A 24,487-nucleotide genomic window follows, 5' to 3' on the forward strand; every position below is an offset into this window, starting at 1 on the left:
TCGTTCAGGTGAACGATAGGCGAGATGCGGGCCCGTGGCGAATGCGGGGGCGCGCGCGGGCTCGGCGTCCGTGCGCGCCCCGGCCGTCGTGGGGTCTGCGCGATCAGCCGGCGGCGGGCGCCTGCACGTCGAGGATCCAGGTGACGCCGAACCGGTCGGTGAGCATCCCGAAGCCCGCCGACCAGGCGGATGCCGCGAGCGGCTCGATCACGGTCGCGCCCTCGGCGAGCCCGCGCCACAGGCCCTCGATCTCGTCTAGCGTCTCGCCCCGCACCGACTGGAAGAAGGTGCGGTCGGTGATCGTCGCGCCCTGCGCGCGCGTCGTGGTGCCGGCGATCGCGCTGCCGTCGGCGTCGTCCTGGCCGGGCACGTCGTACGCCATGAGCCGGAAGCCGTCCGCGGTCTCGAGCTGGCCGAAGACGACCTTGTCCGCGCCGGGGGCCTCGGCCGGCATGCCGAAGTCGGAGTAGGCCGTGACGGCGACCTGCCCGCCGAAGACGCCCTGGTAGAAGTCGAGCGTCTGGCGCGCGGTGCCGCGGAAGTTGAGGTGGGTGGTGGTCGTGATGGTCACGGTGTCTCCTCGTGTGGGTGCGGGCCGGGGATCGGACCGCTGAGGAGCACTCTCCCGGGAGTGGAGGTCAGGGACGGTCCTCTACTCCGGCCAGACTGGATCCATGATCGGGAGCTCGTCGCGGATGCTGTCCCTCCTGTCGCTGCTGCAGACCCGGCGCGACTGGCCCGGGCGGATCCTCGCCGAGCGCCTCGAGGTCACCCCGCGCACCGTCCGCCGCGACGTCGAGCGGCTCCGCGAGCTCGGGTACGAGATCCGCTCGGTGAAGGGGCCGGACGGCGGCTACCGGCTGGCGGCCGGGGCGGAGCTGCCGCCGCTGCTGTTCGACGACGAGCAGGCCGTCGCGATCGCGGTCGCACTCCAGGCGGTACCCGCGATGGGCGTCGACGTCGACGAGGCGGCGGCGCGTGCCCTGGCGACCGTGCGGCAGGTCATGCCGTCGCGGCTGCGACACCGGGTCGACGGGATCCGCTTCACGGGCGCGGAGCCGGAGCCCGGGCCGGGGTCGGGCGCCGAGCCCCGCGTGGATCCGACGGTGCTGGAGGCCGTGAGCGCGGCGGTCCGCGACCGGCTGACGCTGCGCGTCGACCTGGCCGACCGCGTCGGGCAGGAGGGATCGTCCCGACGCGTCCAGCCGCACGCGATCGTGGCCCGGCGCTCGCGGTGGTACCTCGTGGCGTGGGACCTCGACCGTGACGACTGGCGCACCTTCCGCCTCGACCGAATGCTGCCGCGCACGCCGGCGGGCCCGCGGTTCGCGCCGCGGGAGCTGCCCGCGGCGGACGCGCGGACGTTCGTCGCGGCCCGGGCGAAGGGATCCGAGGCGGAGGACCGCTGGCCGTGCACGGGCGAGCTGCTCGTCGAGCTGCCCGCCCGGGCGGTCGCGCCGTGGATCGGCGACGGCGAGATGGAGGAGGTGTCGGCGACCTCGACGCGGATCACCGTCGGCTCGTGGTCGTGGACCGGGGTCCTCGCCGCCGTGGCCCGCTTCGACGCGCCGTTCTCCGTGATCGAGCCGGAGGAGCTGCGCGAGGCGGCCGGCGTGCTGGCCGCGCGCCTCCGCTCCGCGCAGGAGCCGCCGCGCGCCTGACGGGAGCGCGACGCCCTCAGCTCACGTGCACGTCCGGCCGCCGCGACCGCACCGGCTCGGCGCGCCGCAGCACCTCGCGCGTGACCGGGGCGACCTCGCCCGTGCCCGTCACGAGGAAGCGCAGGAGGTTGCCGAGGGGCGACCCCTCCGTCCACTCGAAGTAGACGCCGGGCTTGACGCCCGTGAGGTCGCCATCGCGGCCAGGCCCTCAAGAGTCGTGAGTCCATGGGTCGGGCGGGCGATCGGTGGAGAGGAGCCTGTGAGCGTGGGCCGGTCAAGTCTTGGGTGGGGTGCGAGTCGACTCTGCTGGCGAGCGGGGCGACGACGGTCTCCGCATCGGAGCCTCCCCGCACAGGGCGCGACGTCTGTGGCGACATCGCACCCCGCGCCGGGCAGGATCACGAGGATTCCTTAGGTGACGTAGAAGGCGTGACCCGTAAGTCAGTACCCGCGCGGTGTGTCGCGCCTGTCGCTCTCGCGTCGTTCCTCGGTGACCGGCTCAACACCTTCGCGTCGCCTTCGAGCCCGGTACTCCAGGAATCCGACGATCAGAAGGACCCCAGTGGCACCGATCGCGATCCCTTGGACAAGAGCCCGCTCGGTGGGAAGGACGATGCTCAGAGTCCCGACCCCGATCAAGATCACGAAATAGAGGACATCCGATGGCCTGGCGTTCTTGATCTTGTTCACTACCGCCTCATTCGCAATTCGAATGATCAGTGCGGACCCAGGGGCGGTTGGCCTCGATACGCGTCTGGTAGCAGGTCGAGAACCCGTAGGTTCCGGAATTGTACGCGTCTCTCACGAAGCCGATGATGTCTCCGAGCTTCGGTGCCCCGAACGCCGCGCAGCCAGCGATGATGAACCACTTCACTGCACTTGGGATCTTCGAAGACGCTGCGCACAGTCCAGCGACACCTGTTGATCCGAGGAATGCGGCTGCAGCAGCGATCGCACGCATCTGCGAGCCCAGGAGGTTCACGTAGAAGCCAACACCTTGGGCAGCGTTGCCGAGGCCGAAGGTGACGAGCGGATCCACGGCGACGGGGAACGCGGCGTGATCGGGATCGACGGTCTGAGTGAGCGTGTCCCCAGCGAGTGAGAAGTGGGTCGCGACCGGGCGACCATGGGCATCGACGGCCCACGGAGCGTCGATGTGCCCGGCCGTGATGCTTCCGGCGCCAGGCTCGAGAGCGGACACAATGTCAAATCCGGTTCCGCGGGCCACAGCGTGGAAGCCATCGGGGAGGCGGGGGGAAAGGAGGTCGAGCGGGCACCATCGCGCAGTACGGTGACCGCTTGCACTTCTCCCGAACGGACTTGGACCAGGGACTCCTCTGGCAAAGCCGACGTGACGCTCACCGCCCGGCGGCGGTGGGAAGGGCGGCGGCGGGGGTCAGACTGCTCGGAGCTGACCAGTCGAGCCCGACGCGTTCGCGTTGACCGACGGCCACGAGCGCTCTATCTATTACTGCATGAGTTGACTGGTCGTTCGTCCTGTCAGCTGCCGAGACGGCTTCGGCCGTCAGGCCGTTGACGCAGATGGTAACTGCCAGAGCGAGGAGCATCGTTGCTCCCCGGACATGAGCTTTCATCGGGTTCCATTCGATTTGCGACGCCCAGCGGCGTCGCGCCGAACATACGCATTCGGGAGGCGCGTGCGCCGAGCTCCTGCACAGGCGTGGCACCGCCTCAGCTCACATGCACGTCCGGCCGCCGCGACCGCACCGGCTCGGCGCGCCGCAGCACCTCGCGCGTGACCGGGGCGACCTCGCCCGTGCCCGTCACGAGGAAGCGCAGGAGGTTGCCGAGGGTGACCCCTCCGTCCACTCGAAGTAGACGCCGGGCTTCACGCCCGTGAGGTCGCGCACGGCGAGGAGCACCGCGGCGATCGTGTTGGGGACGTTGCCGCTCGTGACCTGGAGCACGCGGAAGCCGCAGCGCACGATGCCGCGCACCACGAGGTCCTCCTCGAACTCGGACGAGTCGCCCGGGGTCACCTCGAGGAAGATCACGGGCGCGCGCGCCGGGATCCCGCTGTCGCGCCGCTCGTCGCTCGCCTTGCGGCGGTACTCGGCGATGCGCTCCTCCTCCGTCAGCGCCTCGTCGGGCTCGTCGGGCTCGTGCGCGATGATGCTCACCGCGCCGTAGTCCTCCGCGTCCTCGACGACGAAGGCGCGCGCCCGCTCGTCCATCGTGAGCGAGGTGGCGCGCAGCTGGAACGAGCGCTGCACGCGGCTGACGATCGAGACCACGAGGATCCCGAGGATGAACAGCGCCGCGATCCGCACGCCGTCCGGCCGCTCGATCACGTTCACCACCGTCGTGTACGCGAACACCGTCGCGATGACCGCGAAGCCGATGGTGCGCTTCCGCTGCCCGGCCTTCCGCGCCGACAGCGTCACCGCGACCGACGCCGAGGTGATGAGCACGAGAACGCCGGTCGCGTAGGCGCCGGCCTGCGCATCCACATCGGCCTGGAACACGAGCGTGACGATCACGGCGATGGCCGTGAACACCAGCACGAGCGGGCGCACCGCCGCGGCCCAGTGCGGCGCCATGCCGTAGCGCGGAAGGTAGCGCGGCACGATGTTGAGGAGCCCGGCCATCGCGGAGGCGCCCGCGAACCAGAGGATGCAGATGGTGCTGATGTCGTAGAGCGTGCCGAAGCCGTCGCCGAGGAACTGGTGCGCCAGGTACGCGAGCGCGCGGCCGCTGGCCTTGCCGCCGTCCTGGAACTCGGCCTACGGGATCAGCAGGGTCGTCACGAAGCTCGACGTGATGAGGAACGCGCTCATGATGAGCGCGGCCACCGTGAGCAGCCGCTTCGTGCCGTGGATACGGGCCCGCGGCACCCCGTCGGCGTCGTCCTCCCCGCGCACCTGCGGCATCACGGCGACGCCCGTCTCGAAGCCGGACAGGCCGAGCGCGAGCTTCGGGAAGACGATGAGCGCGATGCCCACCATCACGAGCGGGTTGCCGTGCTGCGCCGTGAGGGCGGCCCACCAGTCGTCGATGACGACGAGGTCCTCGGCGACATGGAAGAGGGAGACGACGATCACGACGGCGTTGAGCGTCAGGAACACGCCCACGAGCACGACCGCGATGGAGATCGCCTCCTTGAAACCCCGCAGGAACACGAACGCGAGCGCGGCCAGCAGCACGAGGGTCAGCAGCACCTCGTTGCCGGAGAACCACGCGGGCGCGAACGGGTTCTCGACGGCGTGCGCGGTCGCATCCGCCGCCGACAGCGTGATGGTGATGAGGAAGTCGGTCGCCGCGAACCCGAGCAGCACGAGCACGAAGAGCTTGCCACCCCACCAGGGGAGGAGCCGCTCGAGCATGGCGATGGATCCCTCGCCGCGCGGGCTCTCGCGCGCCACCCGCCGGTAGACGGGGAGCGCGCCGAGCAGCGTCAGGAGGATGAGGACGAGCGTTGCCAGCGGCGACAGCAGACCCGCCGCGACCGCCGCGATGGCCGGCTGGTAGCCGAGCGTGGAGAAGTAGTCGACGCCCGTGAGGCACATGACGCGCCACCACGAGTGCGTCTTCTCGACGGTCTCGGCGTGTGGGCCGGGGTGCGCGCCGGACGCGCCGGGCAGGCCGTCGAGGAGCCAGGCGGTGATCCCGTCGCGGGCGCGCCGCTGCTCGGGCGCGCGCAGCAGCTTCGGGGCGCTCACGAGCGGGCCGCCGAGGTGGCGGAGCGGAGCGGGGACGTCATCTGACCGTGATCCGGGCAGTGCACGGGGGATCCTCCTGAGGCGGCGCCGGGACCCCGTCTCGCGGATGCGACGGTCGGGCCCGGCAGCATCGTCGGCCCATCGTGCCGCTGCCGGGCGGGAGGCGGGTGGGCGTGGAGCGTGCGGTCATGCGGGGGACGGTTCGCGGATGGTGCGGCGGGCGGCGGGACGGCCTCGAAGCGCCCGTCGACAAAAATGTCGGTATAAGAGCGAGGGCACGACAAGCGAGGACGGAACCGAGCCCAATGATGGCGCTTATTCCTAGCGCTGTTCCTTCTTTGTCAATTGGTTCAGTCTCATGATGACCCTCCTTCCGGCTTCGACAGCGGCGTGCAGTTTTTCGAGCTGCTGATGATTCAGTGATACGGGCGTACTTGCTCCGTCCGGCAACCGGCATCTCCCGACCGCGGCCGCGAACTGCTCGCTTAGCCGGGCGAGGCGCCCGTCGGCAAGCTGCTCTGCCCATTCGTCGAGTCGTTCCACACGAACGTGAGAGCCAGGCGTACTAAGAGCAAGCAGGTGGTCTGCGTGTTGCTCACCTCGACTGAGGGTGTTCAAAAGCTCATTCACAACAACTCGCAGTTCTGGCGGCACGTTGGAGACTCGTCGCGCTGTGGCCTCTCGGTTCGTCTGGACCAACGCGAGGACGCTGATGCCGATGCTCACAATAGACGCGATCAGTGCGATCCAGTCGACACCGGGAGCGCTCGGGGATGCGGAGGCCAACACGGCTTCGGTCAGCATGCCTTCTCCGTCTGCCGACCACCGGTATCGTCTCTGGTGTGAGAGATGTCGACATCCGAGCGGCGCTGATCGCAGGCATTCGCCGCGACCACCCGGACCTCAGCGAGAACCGAGTATGGTCTGAGCTCGCGGTCGTGCTGGGCGCCTCGCGAGTGGACGTGTGCCTGGTAAATGGGGCGCTGACCGGCTGGGAGATCAAGTCCCCGCGCGACAACTTCGACCGGCTCGACGCGCAGATCCTCCACTACGACCAAGTGCTCGACTTCGCTCATATCGTAGTCACCTCCAAGGACATCCAGCGAGCTCGCATGCGGGTTCCTGCGCGGTGGGGCATCGTTGAGGCGACTGAGCAGGACGGCGTGGTCTCGCTAAAAAGGCGTCGACAGGCCAGACAAAACCGAACCCCTAAGCCTCTAAGCCTCGCGCAACTGTTGTGGCGTGATGAGGCCATGGATGAGTTGCGAACACGTGGGGTGACCGGTTCCTGGAGTAAAGCGACCCGCTGGGATCTCTGGGACGCTCTCGTCGCAGTGCTCACGGTCGACGAGCTTCGTGCGGCAGTCCGAAGCCGTCTCAAAGCTCGCCCCGCCCGCGAAGCTGATCGACCATATACGCAAGATGGTGCGATGTCGCCACGGCTCGCCAAGTAGAAGCGTTCCCTGTGCCTACGCGTGCGGGGACAGTAACGTCCTCGATTGCGCTTGCGGCGGCCTCATGAACGTAGTGATCTCCCCAGGATGCCTCCGGCGAGGTCGCATCCCGCCCAAGTTCATCAAGAATCTGAGCGCATATGTCGTAAAATTGCTTATGTCCACGACGTTCCTGACGCTTACCTTTGCGCACTATCCAGTCGCGGTCCTGCGTGTAGCGCAGTTGTGGGGGTGCGGCAAAAGCAGCGCCTACGGGAAGGGTAGGGTGGGTTACTCCGTAGTCACTGAACTGTAGACCTCCGGCGATGGCGAGGTCGAAGTCGCGGAGACTCTCCCACAAGTGATAGTCCCATCGTGGAATTCTGGCTGACGAAAATGCCTGCACTCCAGCCAGATTTACTGGGAACGCGCCGGCAGCGACCGATAGGCTCGCCCAACGAACTTCGTCGAGCTGTGGCAGAACAAAACGTGCGAGACGCGCGGCGAGCTTCATTGGGCCTTCATCGGTCACGGCGCCGAAGTCAAGGAGCACCGAGATGTCAGAGGTCGGTAATCCTAGCCCACTCGCGACATCACCAACCAATCGTCGCAGTGGAATAATTGACTCATCTAGGTCTTCAGCCGTGACTCGAATCAGGGCGCGTGAGATCCCCGTGGCTTCAAGTACGCTTCCGATCTGGCTCACATATGAGGCGTCCGCTGACGCGCGGATCGCTGGCGCCACGGACACGTCTGATGCTGACAATTCATGCAATAACTGAGCAAGAACGGGCCTGCTAGTACGCCAGTTCTCTGAACCGTCGCCAAGGTCGGGTTCGGCATAGGCCGCGTCGATATAGGCAATGGCCCGCTTCTGGTCCCAAGCGCGCTTGATTCGCCGAACGGCTGAGTCAATTTCTGGCTGGTCCTCGACATCACGGGTTTCTACAGTGGAGTCCTCCTGGCGCTCCCAAGGCGTTACCTCGATCACAGGCGAGAGGTCAGGACGCCGGATGTCGTCCCAGTTCTCGAGCGCCTTGAGTTCGCCTTGGCGCGCCTTCAACACTGGCAAGTAGGTCACGTTTGGCGCTCCTGGTTCGTCGTTAGCACGTCAAGACCTGATTTGAGTCCGTAGCGCGAACATAGCGCACAGAATACGCTGACGGTAGTCAAATGGGGCGCATCCGCAGGGTGATTTCAGCTCAAACCGCGTCCGTCGACGGCACGATCGGCAACAGGACTCGACGCATTGCCGAAGCGGGCGTCGGTCAACGAATGCCATTTGTACCGCAAGCCGCCGAGGGGTAGGGGTGCCTGCTCCCGATTGACATGCGCCTTCCGGTCTGGGTTCGACTTCGGCCGCCTGACTGGGGGGCGCCGAGCGTCCTCCAGCTATTTGACGCGGATCAACAGTTCTCGAGATTATCTAGGTTATTAGGCGAGTAGTCGTCTGGTGCAGTGGTCAGGTACGGCTGGCCCTTGCGTGTGCCGACGCGGACGTAAACGCTCCTGCCGTGGACTGAGACAAAATATGAGTTGAGGCCAGTGCGGATGTGCCCGATGACTTCGGACTTGCTGTGGTTCCAGCCGTACCCACAGAGGCCAGTGATGTCTCCGTCGATGTCCTTCTTGCTCTTCGTAACTTGCAGTGCCATGGTGACCCCTTCGTCGGCAGCTATGTCCAGCTAGAGCAAGTGTGAGCGGATGGCAGCGCGCACCTCTACCCCCTGTCCGGGCCGAAGGGCCACGCTCTCGATGCGCGGAAGAGTGCGCGAACGGCGCACGTGCATCTGCACAAAAAGTTGGAGAGGCGGGCAGGTTCGCGCCGAGTAGGGCGAGGCCTCAGCGGCACCGATTTACAGCCCGTCCACTGCCTTGCTCCGGGCTCGTGCAGGACATCATCACCCCGCCCGATGCGCCTAGCCTCGACAGGGGCCGCGCCGCACGGCCGCCCCACCGGATCCACGAGGAAGAGGAACGCGCATGACGACCTGGCTGATCACGGGATGCTCCACGGGGCTCGGCCGCGCGTTCGCGGTCGAGGCGCTGGAGCGCGGGCACGACGTCGTCGTCACGGCGCGCGACGCCGCGAACGTGCAGGACCTCACCGACACGTACCCCGAGCACGCCCTCGCGCTCGACCTCGACGTCACCGACCCGGCGCAGGTGTCCCTCGCGGTCGACGAGGCGACGGCCCGCTTCGGCGGGGTCGACGTGCTCGTCAACAACGCGGGCTACGGCTACCGCGCGGCCATCGAGGAGGGCGACGACGCCGACGTCGCGCGCCTGTTCGACACGCAGTTCCACGGCAGCGTCCGCATGATCAAGGCGGTGCTGCCCGGCATGCGCGAGCGCCGCAGCGGCACGATCGTGAACCTCTCGTCCATCGGCGCCGCGCGCACGGGCGCGGGATCCGGCTACTACGGCGCCGTGAAGGCCGCGATCGAGCAGATGACCATGGCGCTGCGCACCGAGCTCGAGCCGCTCGGGATCGTCGCGACGGTGGTGGCGCCCGGATCCTTCCGCACCGACTTCTCGGGCCGCTCGCTCACGCAGTCGTCCACCGTGATCGACGACTACGCCGAGACCGCGGGCAAGCGCCGCAAGGAGAACGACACCACCGACGGCACGCAGCCCAACGACCCGGCGCTCGGCGCGAAGGTGCTCGTGGACGCGGTCGAGGAGGGAGCTCCCTTCTACCTGCTGCTCGGCGGCGACGCGGTGGAGATCGTCACGGGCGCGCTCGACGACCTGCGCGCCGACGTCGACGCGTGGGCGGAGCGCAGCCGGTCGACGGCGTACGACGCGGGCTGAGCCGGAAGGCCGCCGCCGCTCGCGCCCGCGCCGCTCACCCCGGCGCCGCGTCCGAGGAGGCCGGCGCGACGAAGATGCAGAAGGGGTGGCCCGCCGGATCCCGCAGCACGTAGAGGGGCTCGTCCGGGTCCGTCGACCGGTCCTGCAGCAGCTCGGCGCCGAGATCGACCGCTCGGGACCGTTGCCGCTCCAGGTCCGCGACGGATCCGACCGTGAGGTCGAGGTGCAGCATCTGCGGCGGCGATCCCGCGGGCCAGCGCGGCGCGGGCATGCCGGGCGCGAGCTGGAAGGCGAGGCGGCGGGAACCGTCTGTGTCGACGAGGACCAGCCAGTCCGGATCCGGCCCCGCCTGCTCGGGCTCGTCGCCCGGGCGGTACCGGAAGCCGAGGAGCTCGCGGTAGAACTCGGCGAGGCGGCGCGGATCCGGGGTGTCGAGCACGGTCTGCAGCAGGCGCGGGTGGTCGGGTGAGGTAGCCATGCCCCTGTCTACGCCGGCGGGGGCGGGGTGTCGTCCGCTGCGGGGCCGACGCGCTCCGCCTTCTTCGGGCGCATGCCCATCACGAAGAAGGTGATGCCGAGGACCACGAACGGCAGCCCGGCGACGCGGGTGTCGTCGAGGGTCAGCATGAGCACGAGGCCGAGCATCCCGAAGACGATGCCGAGCGAGGTGTTCGTGCTCGAGGAGTCGTCGTCGTCCTCCGCGGGCGGATCCGTGGGGCCGCCGGGTGTCGTCGGATCGGTCATGGCCCCACGCTAGGGAGCGGGGCCGGGCGCCCGCGTCCGCCTCGTGGGGGACGCGGGCGGGTCCCGATCAGCGCCGCGCGCCCCGGCGACGCCACCTGACGACCGTGGCGGCCAGGAACACGACGGCGCTCACGACCATCAGCAGCAGACCGAGGGAGCGCAGGTCGTCGCGGGCGAGCACCATCGCCACGCCGATCGCGAAGAGGATCCCGAGCGCGGTGTCGCGAGACCGGCCGGCGCCTGCGCCGATCGCCGCGCGGTCGCCGGGGACCGTGGGTTCGTCCATGCCCTCCACGCTAGGCGCGGGCCCGCGCCCGCCGCGTCCGCCGGATGGCGGAGCCCGGTCAGATCCGCCCCTCCAGCTCCAGCAGCGTCGTCTTCGCCGCGAGCCCGCCGATGTAGCCGCCGAGCGTGCCGTCGGAGCGGAGCACGCGGTGGCAGGGGATCACGACGGGCAGCGGGTTCGTCGAGCACGCCGTGCCGACCGCGCGCGTGGCGTCCGGGCTGCCCGCGGTCTCGGCGACCTCGCGGTAGGTGCGCGTGGATCCGTACGGGATCTCCGGCAGCAGCCGCTGCACCCGGTCGCGGAAGCCCGTCGAGAGGCGGCGGTCGAGCGGCAGGTCGAATGCGCGGCGGCGGCCCGCGAAGTACTCGTCGAGCTCGCGGGCAGCCTGGTCGAGGCGCTTCGGGGCGCGCAGGATCCGCGGGCCGAGCCGGCGCGCGAGGTCGCCGAGCACGGTGTCGTGGTCCTCGCGGGAGTAGGCGACGCGGATCAGGCCGCGGTCGGTGGCGGCCAGCAGCAGCGGGCCGACGGGGGAGTCGATCGTGGTGAAGCCGACGTCGAGGGATCCGTCCGCCTCGGCCCGGTCGGCGAGGCGGAGGCGGAGGGCGTCGAGCGCGGGGGCGGTCGGGTCGGCGGCCTCGAGCGCGTCGGCGTCGAGGAAGGGCACGGTGTCGTCGGGATCGGTCACGGTCGTCCTCCGGTGGTGGTGGGTGCGGGAGCGCGGACGCCACGCGGCGGATCCGTCCCCATCGTCCGTCGGAGGCTCGCCACCCCGTCCGCGGCGGCGCGCCGCACGGCCTCCGGGGTCCCGCCGACGATCTCCGCCACCTCCGCGTGCGGCAGCCCGCCGAGGTACCGGTACGCGACGGCGAGACGCTGCCGCTCGGGCAGGGCGGCGACGGCGCGCCAGAGGTCGGGGTCGGAGGAGTCGGGCACGCCGAGGTCCGAGACGCGCTCGGGCACCTCGTCGACAGGGATGGCGCGGCGGCCGCGGGCGCGGATCGCGTCGAGGGCCTTGCGGTGCGCGATGGTGACGAGCCAGGCGCGCACGTCGGCGCGCGGGCCGAGCCGCGGGTAGGCGACCAGCGCCGACAGGAACGTCTCCGACCACGCGTCCTCGGCGTCCGCGTGCCCGCCGAGCACCGCCCGGCACACGCGGAGCACCACGGCGCCGTGCTCGGTCACGACCCTGTCGAACGGCTGCATCATCTCCACACCGGGTAGACGCCGGGGCGGGGTGATCCGTGAGGTCTGCGTTCGGATCAGTCTCGCGGATCCGGCGGCCGGCCCGACAGCGCGGCGCGACCCGCCGTCGCCTGCGGACGCGCCGTGCGCCTCCTCGCGGTCTCCGGTGCTGCGCCCGTGCGCGCCGTAGGGACTACCCGTGACGGTCCCCGGGGATGACGACCCGGCGCCTCCCGGTCGCGAGGATGGAGGCGCGGCCCACCCCCGGCCGCGCGCTCCGTGAGGAGCATCCGCCGCCGGCCCGTCCCCCCGGGCCGGCGGCGCATCCGACGGAAGAGGATCCGCATGGGCAACACCCTGAGCCCCGCCGCACGCGACGACGAGCAGGCGGTGCCCGGTCAGGCGTCCGGCGAGATGCCCGGCGACGCGCCCCGCGTGCTGCGCGTCTTCGTGGTCGACGAGGAGGCGCCCATCACGCAGCTGCTGTCGCTCGCTCTGCGGATGGAGGGCTGGGACGTGCGCGTCTTCGCCACCGGCCGCGCCGCGATCGCCGCCGCCGTCGAGGCCGCGCCCGACGCGATCCTGCTCGACATGATGCTGCCCGACGTCTCGGGCGTCGAGGTGGTCGGCGAGCTGCGGCGCGCCGGCGTCGCGACCCCCATGCTGTTCCTCACGGGCCGCGACTCGCTCGAGGACCGCCTCGCGGCCTTCGGTGCGGGAGCCGACGACTACGTCACCAAGCCGTTCGGCCTCGAGGACGTCGTCGAGACGCTGCGCGTGCTCTTCCGCCGGCGCGGCCTGGCGCCGACCATGATCACCGCGGGCGACCTCGTGCTCGACCCGGCCACGGGCGAGGCGTGGCTCGCGGGCGTGCCGCTGGAGCTGGATCCGATGGACCTCGTCGTCGTGCGCGCGCTCGCCGAGGAGCCGACGCGCCGGCTCTCCCGCCGCGAGCTCGTGCACCGGCTGACGGACGCCGGCTGGGATCTCGTCGCCCCGCGCGCGCTGCTCGACCTGCCGTCCGTGACGGGCCGGCGCGCGGGCCGCGACCAGGTCGTGCTGCTCGCCGTCGCGGGCGACGACCTCGTGCTCGCGCCGGCGGTCTGACGCGCGTCCGGGCCCCGCCCGACCGTGCGCGGCCACCCCAGACCGGGGGCCGCAGCGGCGAGTCACCCCCGCAACTCCGGGGATCACGAGTCACACGCGTCACACTCCCCGAAAGATTTCCCCAGGTGGGTAGCGGGAACTTCTACAGTCGGCGGTGGGGAGCAGATCCTCCCCGACGCGTCCTCGAGACCCGGGAGCGCGTCCCCTCCACCGCACGATCGCGGCACAGCAATGGCGCGCACGGGCGGTCCTGCACCCCTGGAGCTGTCATGACCCGTCCCACCCCCGCCGCCGGTCGCGGCAGGTCGTTCCGCCGCGCCGCCGCTGGCGCCTGCCTCTCGGCGTCGCTCGTGATCCTGCCCCTCGCGATGGCGCCCGCCGCGCACGCCGAGACCGTCCCGGTCGACTCCGCGCCCGCCGCCGTCGAGGCGCCCGCCGCCACGCCGACGCCCGCCGTCGAGACCCCGGCCCCCGACGCGACGCCGACGCCCGCGCCCACCGAGACGGCCGACGAGACGGCCCCCGTCGCCGACGCCCCCGTCGAGACCACGCCGACCCCGGCCGTCCCGACCACCCCCGGCACCCCCTCGACCGGCCTCCCGTCGCTCGAGCCGACCGCGCCCGTCGTCGAGCTGCCCTTCACCTGGACCACGCCCGACCGCGGCGTCGCCCTCCCGATCAACGAGGCCGTGCCGTTCGCCGGCACCGGCACCGCGGGCAGCATCGTCACGGCCAGCTACTTCAACGCCGTGGGCGTCAAGTCGATCGCCGGCATCGGCATCGTCGGCGCGGACGGCACGTACGCGTTCCCCGCGAGCTTCACCGAGCTGCTGCAGGACTCGAAGACCGCGAGCGTCACGCTGACGCAGGTCGGCCTCGACCTCACCGTCAAGGGCGAGATCCGCGGCCTGGTGCGCTTCGCGGAGGCACCCGTCGGCCCGTTCGTGCGCGCCGAGGCGTCGTTCTCGACGATCTCGCCGATCTCTGTCGCCCAGGCCACCAGCATCCTCGGCGGCGTCAAGGTCAACGCGACCGGCTACCTCCGCTACGAGGCCGTCGAGGTCATGGTCACCGCGCCCGACGGCCGCGTGATCCAGATCAGCGACGAGAACGGCGGCGTGGGCGTCGGCACCCGCTCGCTCAAGGACCTGGTGCGCGCCGACGTCGACGGCACCTTCGCGCAGCCGATCATCCTGTTCGGCGACGTGCAGCCGGGCACGTACAAGGTGTCCGTCGCGGGCCTCGAGTCGGGCCTCACGCAGGGCGGCACCGTCGAGCTGACCGCGGCCGACGCGGGCGGACCGGTCATCCCGGGCCTGCCGGGCGTCCCCACCCCGACGCCGACCACGCCGTCGATCGACCCCGCGGGCACGCCGGCGAAGCCGATCACGAAGCCGGCCGCGCACCATGACGACACCCTGCCCGTCACGGGCACCGACGGCGCCGCGGCCCTCGGCCTCGGCGGCCTCGGCGCGCTGATGGCCCTGGCCGGCGCGGGCACGCTCGTCGCCCGCCGCCGCCTGCGCTCCGCGGAGTAGCGGCACCGCACCACCCGCACCACGCACGACGACGGCCGGATCCCCGCGGGGGTCCGGCCGTCGTCGCGTGCGGGCGCCGCCTTGTCCCGCCCCACGGCCTCCCCGTACATTTGACGTGACCCGCAACGAATCACCCGCACGCGGATCCGCACCCCGTATGAGACGAAGGAGTCCCATGTCCGACACGCAGCCCAGCGCCCCCGCGACCACGACCGGAGGCGCCCTCGGCGTCGCGATGATCGGCCACGGGTTCATGGGCGCCGCCCACTCGCAGGCCTGGCGCGTCGCGCCGGCGTTCTTCGATCTGCCGCTCGCGCCGCGCATGGTCTCCGTCGTCGGACGAGACCAGGCCCGCACGCAGGAGTCCGCGGACCGCTGGGGCTGGGATCGCGCGGAGACCGACTGGCGCGCCGCCATCGAGCGCGACGACATCGACGTGGTCGACATCTGCTCGCCCGGCAGCACCCACGTGGAGATCGCGGTCGCGGCGCTCGAGGCCGGCAAGCACGTGCTGTGCGAGAAGCCGCTCGCGAACACGGTCGAGGAGGCCGAGATCATGGCCGCGGCCGCGGAGAAGGCCGCCGTGAAGGGGATCCGCGCGATGGTCGGCTTCAGCTACCGCCGCGTGCCCGCCATCACCTTCGCGCGCGACCTCGTCGCCCAGGGCGCGATCGGCGAGCTCCGCCAGGTGCGCGCGCTCTACCTGCAGGACTGGCTGACCGACGCCGAGGGCCCGATGACGTGGCGCCTCGACAAGGAGGCGGCGGGATCCGGCGCGCTGGGCGACATCGGCGCGCACATCGTCGACGCCGTGCAGTTCATCACGGGCGAGAAGCTCGACGCGGTCAGCGGCCTGCTCCGCACGTTCGTCGAGGAGCGCCCGCTGCTCGCGGAGACGCGCGGCCTCGGCGGCGTGGCGTCGAGCGAGCGCGGCCAGGTCACCGTCGACGACGCGGCCTACTTCACCGGCAAGCTCGCGGGCGGCGCGCTCGCCAGCTTCGAGGCGACCCGCATGGCCACCGGCCGCAAGAACGCGCTGCGCCTGGAGTTCAGCGGATCCGACGGCGCCATCTCCTTCGACCTCGAGCGCCTCAACGAGATCGAGCTGTACGACGCGACCGCGCCCGCAGACCGGCTGGGCTTCCGCCGGATCCTCGTCACCGAGCCCGAGCACCCGTACACCGCCGCGTGGTGGCCCACCGGTCACGGCCTCGGCTACGAGCACGCGTTCACCCACCAGGTGCGCGACCTCGTGCACGACATCGCCGCGGGCCGCGAGCCGCAGCCGTCCTTCGCCGACGGCCTGCGGGTGCAGCGCGTGCTCGACGCCGTCGAGCGCAGCTCCGCCGACGGCAGCGCGTGGAAGACGGTGGATCCCGCCGCGAGCTGACGCCCGCGGGCGCTCGCGTACCCTGGACCGGACGACCGGGAGGCGGACGGGTGCAGGCACGGCAGGAGCGCACGCTGCGCGCCGCGCTCTCCGCGTCCGTCTGCACGCTCGTCACGGCGACGCTGCACGCGGCGGCCGGCGGCGGGATCCCGCATCCGCTCGTCCTGGCGCTCGCTCTCGTGCTCGGCGTCGTCATCTGCTTCGTGCTCGGCGGGCGCCGGGTCGCGCTCGCGCACCTCGTGCTCGCGATCGGCGCGACACAGGGCGTGCTGCACGCGGCCTTCACGTTCGGCGGATCCGCGACCGGGCCCGACACCGCATCCGCAGCGGGCATGGACATGGGCGGCGCGGCCTCCGGTGCCGCCGTCGCAGCCGCCACCGCCGGGCACTCCCACGCGCACGCCGCGGCCGACGCCGCGCGCGCCCTCGCCGGCCCATCCGCGATGGCGGGGATGCCCGCCGACCACGACGGTGCGATGCTGCTCGCCCACGTGATCGCCGGGATCGTCAGCGTGTGCTCGCTGCGCGCGGGCGCCGGCGCGCTCCGCCGGGTCGTGCGCGCGCTCGCCCTGCGGGTCGGCGCGGCCGTGGGCGGTGCGGTGGGCGCGCTCGTCGGGGCAGCGGTCGCGCTGGCCGCCGCGCTCGCCGAACCCGCCACCGCACCCCGACCGCGCCGGCTCGCGACCGACCTCCGTCCCGCGCGGCTCGAGTCGCTGCTCGTCGCGCGGATCCGCGGACGCCGCGGCCCGCCGCTGGGTGCGCTCGCCGCCTGATCCGCGCCCGCCGCGTCCCTCGAGGAGCCCGGCGCGGTCCCGCCCGGCCGCCACGCCGCCCGTCGTCCGCCCGCGCCCTCTGCGCGGCCGGACCGGTCGTCGTCGCGCCGCCGCGCGCCTCCCGTACGCCCGGACCACGCACGGAGACCCGTGCCCCCACCGAAGGACAGTCATGCCCTCCCGCACCCCATCCACCTCGCGCCGCGTCATCGCGGGCGCCGCCGTCGGCCTCGCGCTCGCCCTCTCGGCGCCGCTCGCCGCGTCCGCGCACGTCGAGCTCGACGCCTCGTCCACCGCCCCGGCCTCCCTCAGCGTCCTGACCTTCGCGGTCGGCCACGGCTGCGAGGGATCCGCCACCACATCGCTCGCGATCCGCTTCCCCGCCGACGTGCAGGCCGTGAAGCCGACCCTCGCGCCCGGCTGGTCCGTCGCCGAGCAGGAGTCGGCCGACGGCACGACCGTCACCTACACGGCCGACACCCCGCTGCCCGACTCCCTCCGCGCGACCGTCCAGGTCGAGGCGCTGCTCCCCGTCGACGGCGCGGCCGGGGACGTCGTCGCGTTCCCGACGCTGCAGACCTGCGTCGCCGGATCCACCGACTGGGCCGAGACGCCCGCCGCGGGCACCGAGCCCGACCACCCGGCGCCGGCGATCACGCTGACCGACGCCGCGACCACGACCGGGAGCGGCGCGACCGCCTCCGGCACCGGCTCGGCGACGGGCGCGGAGGCCGCCGTCGCCACCGCCGCGCCCGCCGACCCCGTCGCCCGTCTCCTCGGCCTCGGCGCCCTCGTCGTGGGCGTGGTGGCCGTGATGCTCCTCACCATCGGCATGCGCCGCCCGCAGCAGGGCGGCCGCCGATGACCGCCGTGGACGACCGCGCGGGCGAGGCGACGACACCGGCCGTGCCCGCCCCCGCCATCACCCGCCCGCAGCGCGGCTGGTTCCTCCCGCTGCTGCTCCGCCTGCACTTCCTGGCGGGGATCCTCGTGGGCCCGTTCATCCTCACCGCCGCCCTGAGCGGCGCGGCCTACGCGCTCGCGCCGACCGCCGAGCAGGTTGTGTACGCCCACGAGCTGCACGCGCCCGCAACGGGATCCACCGTGCCGCTCGCCCAGCAGGTCGAGGCCGCGGAGGCCGTGGTCGGCGGATCCGGCACGCTCGTCGCCGTGCGCCCAGCACCCGCGCCCGGCGACACGACGCGCGTCATGTTCACGGGCGACGGCCTCATCCCGGGCCAGACGCGCGCGATCTTCGTCGACCCGGCCGACGCGTCCATCCGCGGCGACCTGCCCGTCTACGGCACGAGCGGCGCCCTGCCGCTGCGCACCGCGATCAGCCACTTCCACCGCACGCTCGGCCTCGGCGACCCAGGCCGGATCTACAGCGAGCTCGCCGCGAGCTGGCTCGGCATCGTGACCCTCGCGGGCCTCGGCCTGTGGATCGCGCGCTGGCGCCGGTCGCCGCGCCGCCGCGACCTCGTGCGGCCGGACGGGAAGGCCACGGGCTACCGACGGATCCTGTCCTGGCACGCCTCGACGGGCGTCTGGCTGGTCGCGGGCGCACTCTTCCTCTCGGCGACGGGCATCACGTGGTCGCAGTACGGCGGGCAGAACGTCACCGACCTGCGCGCCGCGCTCAGCTGGCAGACGCCGACGCTCACGACGGCGCTGCCGGGCACAGGAGCGGGAGCCGCGTCGGCGGTGGATCCGCACGCCGGCCACCACGCGTCCGCGGCCCCCACGACGACGCCCGCCGTGGATCCCGCGACCTTCGACGAGGTCCTCCGCGTCGCGCAGGGAGTCAACGTGGACACGGGCCTGGTGGAGATCACGCCGCCGAAGGACGCGAGCACGGCGTGGACCGTGAGCGAGATCCAGCGCAGCTTCCCGACCGAGGTCGACCAGGTGGCCGTCGACGGCAGCACGCTGCAGGTCGTGGGCCGCACCGACTTCGCCGACTACCCGCTGCCCGCGAAGCTCGCGCGCTGGGGGATCGACACGCACCAGGGATCCATGTTCGGGCTCCCGAACCAGCTGCTCCTCGCGGCGACCGCGCTCGGCATCGCCGCGATGGTCGTGTTCGGGTACCTGATGTGGTGGAAGCGCCGGCCGGGCGTCGCGCGCCCCGGCCGTCCCGCCCCGGCGGGCGCGCTGGTGCGGGCGCCGTGGTGGGGGATCGCGGCGGTCGTCGCCGTCGGCGTCGGCGTGGGCCTGTTCCTGCCGCTCGTCGGGATCCCGCTGGTCGGCTTCGTGCTGCTCGACGCGCTGATCACCGCCGCGCGCGTGCACCGGGCGGGCGCCGCCGCCTGAGCCGGAGCGTCGGCCGCCCGGCCCGGTCTCCCGCGGATCAGCGGGCGGCCGGCGCCGGCCCGGTCGACGCCGCCTCGTGCAGCCGGCACGGCAGCAGCGCGTGCGGCAGCTCCGTCGCCGTGCCGTCGAGCCGCGCCAGCAGCATCTCCACCGCGAGGCGGCCGAGCTCGGGTCCGGGCGCGTCCATGGTGCTGAGGGCCGGCTCGACGAGCGCGCCCATCTCGGTGGACGACGCGAGCGACAGGAGCGAGACGTCCTCCGGCACGCGCCGCCCCGCGTGGTCGAGCCCCGAGATGAGGCCGCGCGCCGCCGGGTCGTTGAGGAGCATGACCGCCGTGATCCCCGGATCCGCCGCCAGCAGCTCGCCCGCCGCCGCGCGTCCCCCCACCGGCGTCGGTGCGCACCGGGCGACCGCGCCGCCGATCCCGCGGGCCGCCGTCTCCCGGAGGAACGCCCGCTCGGTGCGCGTCGTCGGGCCGTACCCGCGCAGCGGCCCGCCCTCCAGGTCCTCCACCATGAGCCCGAACCGCCGATGCCCGAGGCCCTGCAGGTGGTCGAGGCCGTCGGCGACCGTGCGCTCGAAGTCCATGTCGACGAAGGGCAGGTCGTGCGTGTCGGCCGTGCGCCCGATGGAGACGTACGGCACGTCGAGCGCCGCCAGCTCCCGGATGCGCGAGTCGTCCATGCGCACCTCCATCACGATGACGCCGTCGACGAGCCGGCCGCTCACCAGGTCGGACACGTCGTCCGGCGACGTGCCCGTGGGCCAGAGCACGAGGTGGTACCCGAGCTCGGACGCGCGCGTGGCCGCGCTCATGAAGATCTCGAGGGCGATGCGGCTGAGGCGCTGCACGTCGGCCGGGAACAGCAGCGCGACGATCCGGGTGCGCTTGCTCGCGAGCGCGCGGGCCACGACGTTGTTGCGGTAGCCGAGCTCTTGCATCGCCTCGGTGACGGCCCGCCGGGTCGGCTCGGAGACGGCCTTGGTGCCGTTGACGACGAAGGAGACCGTGGCGATCGAGACCCCCGCGCGCGCGGCGACCTCTCGCATGGTCGGGATGGCGGCTCCTCGCGGTCGGGCGGCGCCGGGCGGGGCATCGGGTCGGCGCGTGCTCAGTGTATGGCGGGGGCCCCGGCGCGATGCGGGTCAGTCGGGGCGCGGAACCGCGAGACGAGGACGAGCGCGCCCGTGATCGCGCAGACCGCGAGCGTGAGGCCGACCACGTACGCGGCGACCGTGCCGTACCCGCCGGGCGACGAGTCCGGGTTCAGGAACCCGTACGGGTAGTAGGTGGCGGTCCGGAAGACCTCGTCGCCGGTGAACGGGCCGCGGGCGAGCGTGACGGCGATCCACGCGAGGGGGAACGCGATGACGCGGCCGATGGCGCCCGCGCGGAGCGGTCGGCGGTCGGGCGCGAGTATCCAGTCGAGCAGCATGATCAGGGGCACGGCCACGTGCACGATCTGGTCGGCCCAGTCGAGCTTCAGCGGTTCCGGCTGGGGCTGGCCGCGGAGCAGCAGGTTCCAGACGATGCCGGTGATGACGAGGTACACGGTGGACGCGAGCCGCAGCGTGACCCAGCCGACCCCCGGATCCGTCACGCGGCCCCGCGCGAGCCGGACGCCGCCGACGACCAGCACGACCGCGCCGAGCAGGTTCGCGTCGACGGTGAAGAAGAGGGCGAAGTCGAGCGACTTGCCGGCGAAGCCGGTGATGCCGAGGTCCTGCCAGTACGCGTAGTTCACGTGGTACTGGGCGATGACGCCGATGACGGCGGCGATCGCGGTGGCGATGCGGACGACGGAGAAGAGGATGCGCACGGATGAGGTTCCCACGTTCTCGCCCCCGCCGGCGCCGGGCGTCCCGGGTCGCGTGTCCGGGCGGCTCACGCCGAGGCCGATCCGCGTCGGGCGCCTACCACGCGACGGCACGCCTCCTCGACGCTCCGGGCGTGCGCGGCGGGGGCGACCTCGGACGCGAGGCTCCTGGCATCGCGGGCGTGCGCGTCGAGGAGGCGCCGGTCGGCGGCCAGCCGGAGGATCACCGTCGCCAGCCCCTCCGCGTCCGTGCCGTCCGCCAGCACCGCCGCCCCGCCGAACTCCGCGGCGAGGACGGGGTCGCTGACGAGCGCCGGGCGCCCTTCCGCGAAGGCCTCCATGGCGATCATCGGCTGGTTGTCGAAGCCGAGCGACGTGATCACCGCCGCGTGCGCCCCGCGGAGGAGCGCGGTCACGGTGGCGGTCGACACACGGCCATGCGCGGTGACGCCGGGCGGGACGGCGGCGCGCGGCCGTCCGCCCGCGAGGTCGAGGTGCACGGCATCCGGTCCGCTCCGCTCGGCGACCAGCGCCATCGCCTCGAGCATCACGTCGAGGCGCTTCTCGGGCGCGAACCGGGCCGCCCAGACGAGCCGCAGCGCGCCGCTCGCGGGGAGCTCGGCGGACGCTCCGCGCGCGGTGCAGCTCGTGTTGGAGATCACCTCGACGGCGGGCAGGCCCGCGCGCCGGAGGGCGACGGCCTGGTGCTCGGAGGGGGAGAGCACGAGGTCGGCCGCGCGGCAGGCAGCGAGGGTCGTGCCGCGGAGGGCGCTGTCGAGGCGGCGCGGGGCCAGCCGCACGCGCGGATCCGGCAGCCCGGTCATCGCGCGGTGCACGGCAGTGACCGCGGGCGCGAGGAACCCGCCCCAGGCCGGGCCGCGCAGGAAGAAGGTGTGCACGGTGTGCAGGGTCGGGATCCCCCGCTCGCGCCCGAGCCGGAGCGCCGTCGCCGCCAGCCCGTGCTCGGAGTGCGTGACGACGAGGTCGGTGCCGGCCTCGTCCATCAGCGCGCCGAGGTCGCGTCGGGTGGCGGCGTCGGCGCGGATGAGCGGCAGGCCGAGGAGCGGGACGGGGAAGGTGGGCGCGATGTCGTGCAGGGCGACGCCCGTGCCGTGCAGCTCGCGCACGGAGGTCGCGTCGGGTGCCGCGACGGTGACCGCGTGGCCCGCGCGCGCGAGCGCGAGCGCCTGCTGGACGACGGCCGTCTGGGCCCCACCGAGGTAGGAGAAGGCGTAGTCCATGACGAGGAGGGGGCGGAGCGTGTTCATTGCGGCTGACGCTAACCCGCCGCGAGGAGAAGCGGAGGCCGCCTGGGGAGACGCGACCGGTTCGGGATGATCCGCGCGCGCGGGCGGTGGATCCGGTAGGGCGGCGTGCTGCGCGTCGGCCGGCGTCGCCGGGCCGGGCTCAGGCGGAGCGCACCCGCCGCAGCAGCGCGACGGCGATGGCGAGCGGCTTCATCCACGTCATCTCGCCGAAGCGGTAGTCGTCGGCGCTCGCGAGCCGGTCGGCGAGGTCGGGGCGCGCGGCGCGCAGGTAGCCGCGCGCCTCCTCCGCGTGCACGGGGTCGGAGACGATGCGGATCGTGTCGGCGTCCTCGATCAGCGGGATCGCGTTCGCGACGTTCTCGCGCGTGCTCGTGCTCGCCTCCTCGAGGACGACCGGGCCCGCGTAGCCGAGCTCGTCGCGGGCGAAGCGGGCGAGGATCCGGGCCTCGGGCTCGTCGCCCATCACGGATCCGCCGCAGAGCACGAGCGCGGTCGACGCGGCCCGCGGGTCGATCGAGCGCAGGGCCGCGCGCACCCGGTAGCGGTTGATCCGGTTGGCGCGCGGGCTGGCGTTGCCTAAGCCGAGGACGACGACGACCTCCCGGCCCACGGTGCCGTCGGGACGGCCCGGCGCGCGACCGAGGCCGCGCGTGCTGGCGAGCCGGTGGATCCCCTCGCTCGCGAGGACCGCGGCGCCGACCGCGGCGAGGAGCGCGACCCCGGTGGCGACGAGGGTCCGGCGGGTGCGCATGCGCCCAGGTTACGGGCGCGCGATGCGGGACGGGCGGGCCCGTCCTCGGACGGAGCGCGCCGCCTTCACGAACGCGACGACCGCATCGGCGTGCCCGTGCCCGAGGCCGTGCTCCACCTTCAGCCACGCGACGATGCCGTGCGCGTCCATGCGGCGACGCCGCCGGCGGCGCGGCCGTGACCAGGGCGGGCCGTGGTTCAATGGTCCGGCCTCCGTGAGGAGGGGCCTCCCGCGGGAGGCACGGCGGTGGGGCTCGCCGTACCCGAACCTCGACATCCTCGTCGACGACAGTCCCTGTCTCACGGCACCGCCATGCCATCCGAGATGGGAGACCCCATGACCGATCACCCGCAGCCCGACCCCGGCGCGCCCCTCAGCGGCGTGCCCTTCGACGGCGCGCCCCTCGACAGCGACGTCGAGGTGGACGACGATCCGGGCCGCCCGGTCCACCTGCGCTGGTCGTCCCTCGGGCTCGTCGCGCTCGGCGGCGCCGTCGGCACGGGGATCCGCGAGGCGCTCGCCCTCACCTGGCCCGCGCCAGCAGGGGGCATCCCGGTGACGATCCTCCTCATCAACGTGGTCGGCGCCTTCGTCCTCGGCGCGCTGCTGGAGGCGCTCGCCCGCCGCGGGCCCGACGAGGGCCGGCGCCGCGCGATCCGGCTGCTCGTGGGCACGGGCGTGCTCGGCGGCTTCACCACCTACAGCTCGCTCGCGACCGACGCGTCGTCGCTCACCGGATCCGCGCTCGGCACGGCGCTCGCCTACGCGGGGATCACGCTCGTGGCGGGCGCCGCGGCATCCGTCGCCGGGATCGCCGCGGGTGCCGCGATCCACCGCCGGTCGGCCGCCGGCCGCGCGACGGGGGCAGCGTCGTGACCGGCCCGTTCGTGTTCGCGCTGATCTGCGTGGCCGGCGGCGTCGGAGCCGCCCTCCGCCTGCTGCTCGACGGCGTCATCCGCGGCCGCCTCGGCGCGGCGTACCCGTGGGGCACCACCGTCATCAACGTCACCGGCTCGTTCGGGCTCGGCCTGCTCACGGGCGCCGCCGCGCAGGCGGGCCTCCCGCACGCGGTGCTGCTCATCCTCGGCGGCGGCCTCATGGGCGGCTACACGACCTTCAGCACCGCCAGCCTCGAGACCGTGCGGCTCGCGCAGGCCGGCCGGGTCGGTGCGGCGGTCGCGAACGGCGTCGGGATGCTCGTCGTCTGCATCGCGGCGGCGGGCCTCGGGATCGCGCTGGGCCAGGCGCTGTGACGGCCCTGTCGCCCGTCGCCTCCGCCGCGGACGTCGAGGCGCTGCACGCCTTCCTCGCGGCGGCGGACCTCACCGTCACGGGGCTCGACGACCCGGGCGTGCGGCTCTGGATCCAGCGCGACGCGGCCGGCCGCATCACCGGCAGCACGGGCTTCGAGCTCAGCGCGGACGGGCGGCACGCGCTGATCCGCAGCGTCGCGGTCGCGCCCTCCCTGCGGTCCGGGGGCCTCGGCTCGACGCTCGCCCGGCACGCGCTCGCCGAGGCGACCGCGGCCGGTGCCGAGCGCGCGTGGCTGTTCTCGCGGAGATCCGGTCCGTTCTGGCAGGGCCTCGGCTTCGCGGAGGCGGACCGCGACGCGCTGGCCGCCGCGCTGCCGGGCGCCCGCCAGGTCGTCGCGTTCCGCGCGAGCGGCCAGCTGGCGCGCGAGGTCGCGTGGTCACGGGCGCTGGGGGCGACCGCGTCGGGCGCGGCCTAG

At 72.9% G+C, this 24,487-nt stretch carries 28 protein-coding genes and 1 pseudogene; 12 read left to right on the forward strand and 17 right to left on the reverse strand.

Annotated features, from left to right (window positions below):
* Positions 1–103: 103 nt before the first annotated feature.
* On the reverse strand, positions 104–571 hold the full coding sequence (locus CMS_RS04035) for a VOC family protein (protein WP_012298228.1): 468 nt from the start codon (positions 569–571) through the stop codon (positions 104–106).
* Positions 572–674: 103 nt separating this feature from the next.
* On the opposite strand from CMS_RS04035, the gene CMS_RS04040 reads away from it, so the two are divergent.
* Complete coding sequence (locus tag CMS_RS04040) at positions 675–1,661, forward strand: helix-turn-helix transcriptional regulator (protein WP_012298229.1); 987 nt, start codon at positions 675–677, stop codon at positions 1,659–1,661.
* A 441-nt stretch (positions 1,662–2,102) separates the two neighbouring features.
* Here the strand turns inward: CMS_RS04040 and CMS_RS04050 are convergent, their stop codons facing one another.
* From CMS_RS04050 to CMS_RS16495, 4 genes and pseudogenes are all read right to left on the reverse strand, one after another.
* Positions 2,103–2,351: a hypothetical protein gene (locus tag CMS_RS04050; RefSeq protein WP_041464378.1), complete on the reverse strand. Its 249-nt coding sequence runs from the start codon at positions 2,349–2,351 to the stop codon at positions 2,103–2,105.
* A 7-nt stretch (positions 2,352–2,358) separates the two neighbouring features.
* The gene (locus CMS_RS17740) at positions 2,359–2,862 is read right to left on the reverse strand and encodes a hypothetical protein (RefSeq protein WP_049791890.1); all 504 of its coding nucleotides are present in this window, start codon (positions 2,860–2,862) and stop codon (positions 2,359–2,361) included.
* A gap of 491 nt (positions 2,863–3,353) precedes the next feature.
* Positions 3,354–5,341, reverse strand: a pseudogene (locus tag CMS_RS16490) (amino acid transporter).
* A gap of 321 nt (positions 5,342–5,662) precedes the next feature.
* Complete coding sequence (locus CMS_RS16495) at positions 5,663–6,145, reverse strand: hypothetical protein (RefSeq protein WP_012298230.1); 483 nt, start codon at positions 6,143–6,145, stop codon at positions 5,663–5,665.
* 38 nt (positions 6,146–6,183) lie between these two features.
* Between CMS_RS16495 and CMS_RS16500 the strand changes: the two genes are divergently transcribed.
* Positions 6,184–6,795: a sce7726 family protein gene (locus tag CMS_RS16500; RefSeq protein ID WP_012298231.1), complete on the forward strand. Its 612-nt coding sequence runs from the start codon at positions 6,184–6,186 to the stop codon at positions 6,793–6,795.
* Here the strand turns inward: CMS_RS16500 and CMS_RS16505 are convergent.
* Both CMS_RS16505 and CMS_RS16510 read right to left on the reverse strand, forming a co-directional pair.
* Positions 6,719–7,855, reverse strand: a complete 1,137-nt coding sequence (locus CMS_RS16505) for a beta family protein (RefSeq protein ID WP_012298232.1) — start codon at positions 7,853–7,855, stop codon at positions 6,719–6,721. The genes CMS_RS16500 and CMS_RS16505 overlap by 77 nt on opposite strands.
* Before the next feature lie 325 nt (positions 7,856–8,180).
* Positions 8,181–8,429 carry a DUF3892 domain-containing protein gene (locus CMS_RS16510; protein WP_012298233.1) on the reverse strand — a complete coding sequence of 83 codons (249 nt, stop codon included), beginning with the start codon at positions 8,427–8,429 and terminating at the stop codon, positions 8,181–8,183.
* 328 nt (positions 8,430–8,757) lie between these two features.
* On the opposite strand from CMS_RS16510, the gene CMS_RS04075 reads away from it, so the two are divergent.
* Entirely contained in the window at positions 8,758–9,588 is an 831-nt protein-coding gene (locus CMS_RS04075; protein ID WP_012298234.1) for an oxidoreductase, read from the forward strand.
* 34 nt (positions 9,589–9,622) lie between these two features.
* Here CMS_RS04075 and CMS_RS04080 read toward each other — a convergent pair whose 3' ends face one another.
* From CMS_RS04080 to CMS_RS04100, 5 genes are all read right to left on the reverse strand, one after another.
* A complete protein-coding gene (locus tag CMS_RS04080; protein ID WP_012298235.1) occupies positions 9,623–10,066 on the reverse strand; it encodes a VOC family protein in 444 nt (147 codons plus the stop codon).
* 8 nt (positions 10,067–10,074) lie between these two features.
* Positions 10,075–10,332 carry a hypothetical protein gene (locus CMS_RS04085; protein ID WP_012298236.1) on the reverse strand — a complete coding sequence of 86 codons (258 nt, stop codon included), beginning with the start codon at positions 10,330–10,332 and terminating at the stop codon, positions 10,075–10,077.
* Positions 10,333–10,399: 67 nt separating this feature from the next.
* The gene (locus CMS_RS04090) at positions 10,400–10,618 is read right to left on the reverse strand and encodes a hypothetical protein (protein ID WP_041464381.1); all 219 of its coding nucleotides are present in this window, start codon (positions 10,616–10,618) and stop codon (positions 10,400–10,402) included.
* A 58-nt stretch (positions 10,619–10,676) separates the two neighbouring features.
* Entirely contained in the window at positions 10,677–11,303 is a 627-nt protein-coding gene (locus tag CMS_RS04095) for a methylated-DNA--[protein]-cysteine S-methyltransferase (RefSeq protein WP_012298238.1), read from the reverse strand.
* Positions 11,300–11,821: an RNA polymerase sigma factor gene (locus tag CMS_RS04100; RefSeq protein WP_041464860.1), complete on the reverse strand. Its 522-nt coding sequence runs from the start codon at positions 11,819–11,821 to the stop codon at positions 11,300–11,302. The genes CMS_RS04095 and CMS_RS04100 overlap by 4 nt, the downstream gene beginning before the upstream one ends.
* A gap of 324 nt (positions 11,822–12,145) precedes the next feature.
* On the opposite strand from CMS_RS04100, the gene CMS_RS04105 reads away from it, so the two are divergent.
* The 6 genes from CMS_RS04105 (at position 12,146) to CMS_RS04130 (ending at position 18,921) form a co-directional block, all read left to right on the forward strand.
* The gene (locus CMS_RS04105; RefSeq protein ID WP_012298240.1) at positions 12,146–12,907 is read left to right on the forward strand and encodes a response regulator transcription factor; all 762 of its coding nucleotides are present in this window, start codon (positions 12,146–12,148) and stop codon (positions 12,905–12,907) included.
* A 269-nt stretch (positions 12,908–13,176) separates the two neighbouring features.
* A complete protein-coding gene (locus CMS_RS04110; RefSeq protein WP_012298241.1) occupies positions 13,177–14,445 on the forward strand; it encodes a hypothetical protein in 1,269 nt (422 codons plus the stop codon).
* A gap of 175 nt (positions 14,446–14,620) precedes the next feature.
* On the forward strand, positions 14,621–15,835 hold the full coding sequence (locus CMS_RS04115; RefSeq protein WP_012298242.1) for a Gfo/Idh/MocA family protein: 1,215 nt from the start codon (positions 14,621–14,623) through the stop codon (positions 15,833–15,835).
* A gap of 50 nt (positions 15,836–15,885) precedes the next feature.
* Positions 15,886–16,608, forward strand: a complete 723-nt coding sequence (locus CMS_RS04120; RefSeq protein WP_012298243.1) for a hypothetical protein — start codon at positions 15,886–15,888, stop codon at positions 16,606–16,608.
* 172 nt (positions 16,609–16,780) lie between these two features.
* The gene (locus tag CMS_RS04125; RefSeq protein WP_012298244.1) at positions 16,781–17,473 is read left to right on the forward strand and encodes a YcnI family protein; all 693 of its coding nucleotides are present in this window, start codon (positions 16,781–16,783) and stop codon (positions 17,471–17,473) included.
* A complete protein-coding gene (locus CMS_RS04130; RefSeq protein ID WP_012298245.1) occupies positions 17,470–18,921 on the forward strand; it encodes a PepSY-associated TM helix domain-containing protein in 1,452 nt (483 codons plus the stop codon). The genes CMS_RS04125 and CMS_RS04130 overlap by 4 nt, the downstream gene beginning before the upstream one ends.
* 37 nt (positions 18,922–18,958) lie before the next feature.
* Here the strand turns inward: CMS_RS04130 and CMS_RS04135 are convergent, their stop codons facing one another.
* The 5 genes from CMS_RS04135 to CMS_RS17745 form a co-directional block, all read right to left on the reverse strand.
* Positions 18,959–19,972, reverse strand: a complete 1,014-nt coding sequence (locus CMS_RS04135) for a LacI family DNA-binding transcriptional regulator (protein ID WP_012298246.1) — start codon at positions 19,970–19,972, stop codon at positions 18,959–18,961.
* 62 nt (positions 19,973–20,034) lie between these two features.
* Entirely contained in the window at positions 20,035–20,742 is a 708-nt protein-coding gene (locus CMS_RS04140) for a Pr6Pr family membrane protein (RefSeq protein WP_223842724.1), read from the reverse strand.
* A gap of 65 nt (positions 20,743–20,807) precedes the next feature.
* Positions 20,808–22,007, reverse strand: a complete 1,200-nt coding sequence (locus CMS_RS04145) for a glycosyltransferase family 4 protein (RefSeq protein ID WP_041464382.1) — start codon at positions 22,005–22,007, stop codon at positions 20,808–20,810.
* A gap of 139 nt (positions 22,008–22,146) precedes the next feature.
* Positions 22,147–22,758 (reverse strand): YdcF family protein, encoded by a 612-nt coding sequence (locus CMS_RS04150; RefSeq protein ID WP_012298249.1) that lies wholly within the window; start codon positions 22,756–22,758, stop codon positions 22,147–22,149.
* Positions 22,759–22,767: 9 nt separating this feature from the next.
* The gene (locus CMS_RS17745; protein WP_223842725.1) at positions 22,768–22,908 is read right to left on the reverse strand and encodes a DUF4287 domain-containing protein; all 141 of its coding nucleotides are present in this window, start codon (positions 22,906–22,908) and stop codon (positions 22,768–22,770) included.
* 186 nt (positions 22,909–23,094) lie between these two features.
* On the opposite strand from CMS_RS17745, the gene CMS_RS04160 reads away from it, so the two are divergent.
* The 3 genes from CMS_RS04160 to CMS_RS04170 are packed head-to-tail and all read left to right on the forward strand — an operon-like array spanning position 23,095 to position 24,487.
* Positions 23,095–23,634 carry a fluoride efflux transporter FluC gene (locus CMS_RS04160; RefSeq protein WP_012298251.1) on the forward strand — a complete coding sequence of 180 codons (540 nt, stop codon included), beginning with the start codon at positions 23,095–23,097 and terminating at the stop codon, positions 23,632–23,634.
* The gene (locus CMS_RS04165; RefSeq protein WP_012298252.1) at positions 23,631–24,011 is read left to right on the forward strand and encodes a fluoride efflux transporter FluC; all 381 of its coding nucleotides are present in this window, start codon (positions 23,631–23,633) and stop codon (positions 24,009–24,011) included. The genes CMS_RS04160 and CMS_RS04165 overlap by 4 nt, the downstream gene beginning before the upstream one ends.
* Positions 24,008–24,487: a GNAT family N-acetyltransferase gene (locus CMS_RS04170; RefSeq protein ID WP_012298253.1), complete on the forward strand. Its 480-nt coding sequence runs from the start codon at positions 24,008–24,010 to the stop codon at positions 24,485–24,487. Before CMS_RS04165 ends, CMS_RS04170 begins: the two co-directional genes overlap by 4 nt.

The organism is Clavibacter sepedonicus, from assembly GCF_000069225.1.
Lineage (GTDB): Bacteria > Actinomycetota > Actinomycetes > Actinomycetales > Microbacteriaceae > Clavibacter > Clavibacter sepedonicus.

Coding starts and splice junctions, on each gene's coding strand:
- CMS_RS04100 (WP_041464860.1), bottom strand. CDS start 11,821: ATGCAGCCGTTCGACAGGGTCGTGACCGAGCACGGCGCCGTGGTGCTC.
- CMS_RS16495 (WP_012298230.1), bottom strand. CDS start 6,145: ATGCTGACCGAAGCCGTGTTGGCCTCCGCATCCCCGAGCGCTCCCGGT.
- CMS_RS04145 (WP_041464382.1), bottom strand. CDS start 22,007: ATGAACACGCTCCGCCCCCTCCTCGTCATGGACTACGCCTTCTCCTAC.
- CMS_RS16510 (WP_012298233.1), bottom strand. CDS start 8,429: ATGGCACTGCAAGTTACGAAGAGCAAGAAGGACATCGACGGAGACATC.
- CMS_RS04085 (WP_012298236.1), bottom strand. CDS start 10,332: ATGACCGATCCGACGACACCCGGCGGCCCCACGGATCCGCCCGCGGAG.
- CMS_RS04105 (WP_012298240.1), top strand. CDS start 12,146: ATGGGCAACACCCTGAGCCCCGCCGCACGCGACGACGAGCAGGCGGTG.
- CMS_RS04075 (WP_012298234.1), top strand. CDS start 8,758: ATGACGACCTGGCTGATCACGGGATGCTCCACGGGGCTCGGCCGCGCG.
- CMS_RS04040 (WP_012298229.1), top strand. CDS start 675: ATGATCGGGAGCTCGTCGCGGATGCTGTCCCTCCTGTCGCTGCTGCAG.
- CMS_RS04115 (WP_012298242.1), top strand. CDS start 14,621: ATGTCCGACACGCAGCCCAGCGCCCCCGCGACCACGACCGGAGGCGCC.
- CMS_RS04110 (WP_012298241.1), top strand. CDS start 13,177: ATGACCCGTCCCACCCCCGCCGCCGGTCGCGGCAGGTCGTTCCGCCGC.
- CMS_RS04130 (WP_012298245.1), top strand. CDS start 17,470: ATGACCGCCGTGGACGACCGCGCGGGCGAGGCGACGACACCGGCCGTG.
- CMS_RS04125 (WP_012298244.1), top strand. CDS start 16,781: ATGCCCTCCCGCACCCCATCCACCTCGCGCCGCGTCATCGCGGGCGCC.
- CMS_RS04080 (WP_012298235.1), bottom strand. CDS start 10,066: ATGGCTACCTCACCCGACCACCCGCGCCTGCTGCAGACCGTGCTCGAC.
- CMS_RS04135 (WP_012298246.1), bottom strand. CDS start 19,972: ATGCGAGAGGTCGCCGCGCGCGCGGGGGTCTCGATCGCCACGGTCTCC.
- CMS_RS17745 (WP_223842725.1), bottom strand. CDS start 22,908: ATGGACGCGCACGGCATCGTCGCGTGGCTGAAGGTGGAGCACGGCCTC.
- CMS_RS04160 (WP_012298251.1), top strand. CDS start 23,095: ATGACCGATCACCCGCAGCCCGACCCCGGCGCGCCCCTCAGCGGCGTG.
- CMS_RS04090 (WP_041464381.1), bottom strand. CDS start 10,618: ATGGACGAACCCACGGTCCCCGGCGACCGCGCGGCGATCGGCGCAGGC.
- CMS_RS04150 (WP_012298249.1), bottom strand. CDS start 22,758: ATGCGCACCCGCCGGACCCTCGTCGCCACCGGGGTCGCGCTCCTCGCC.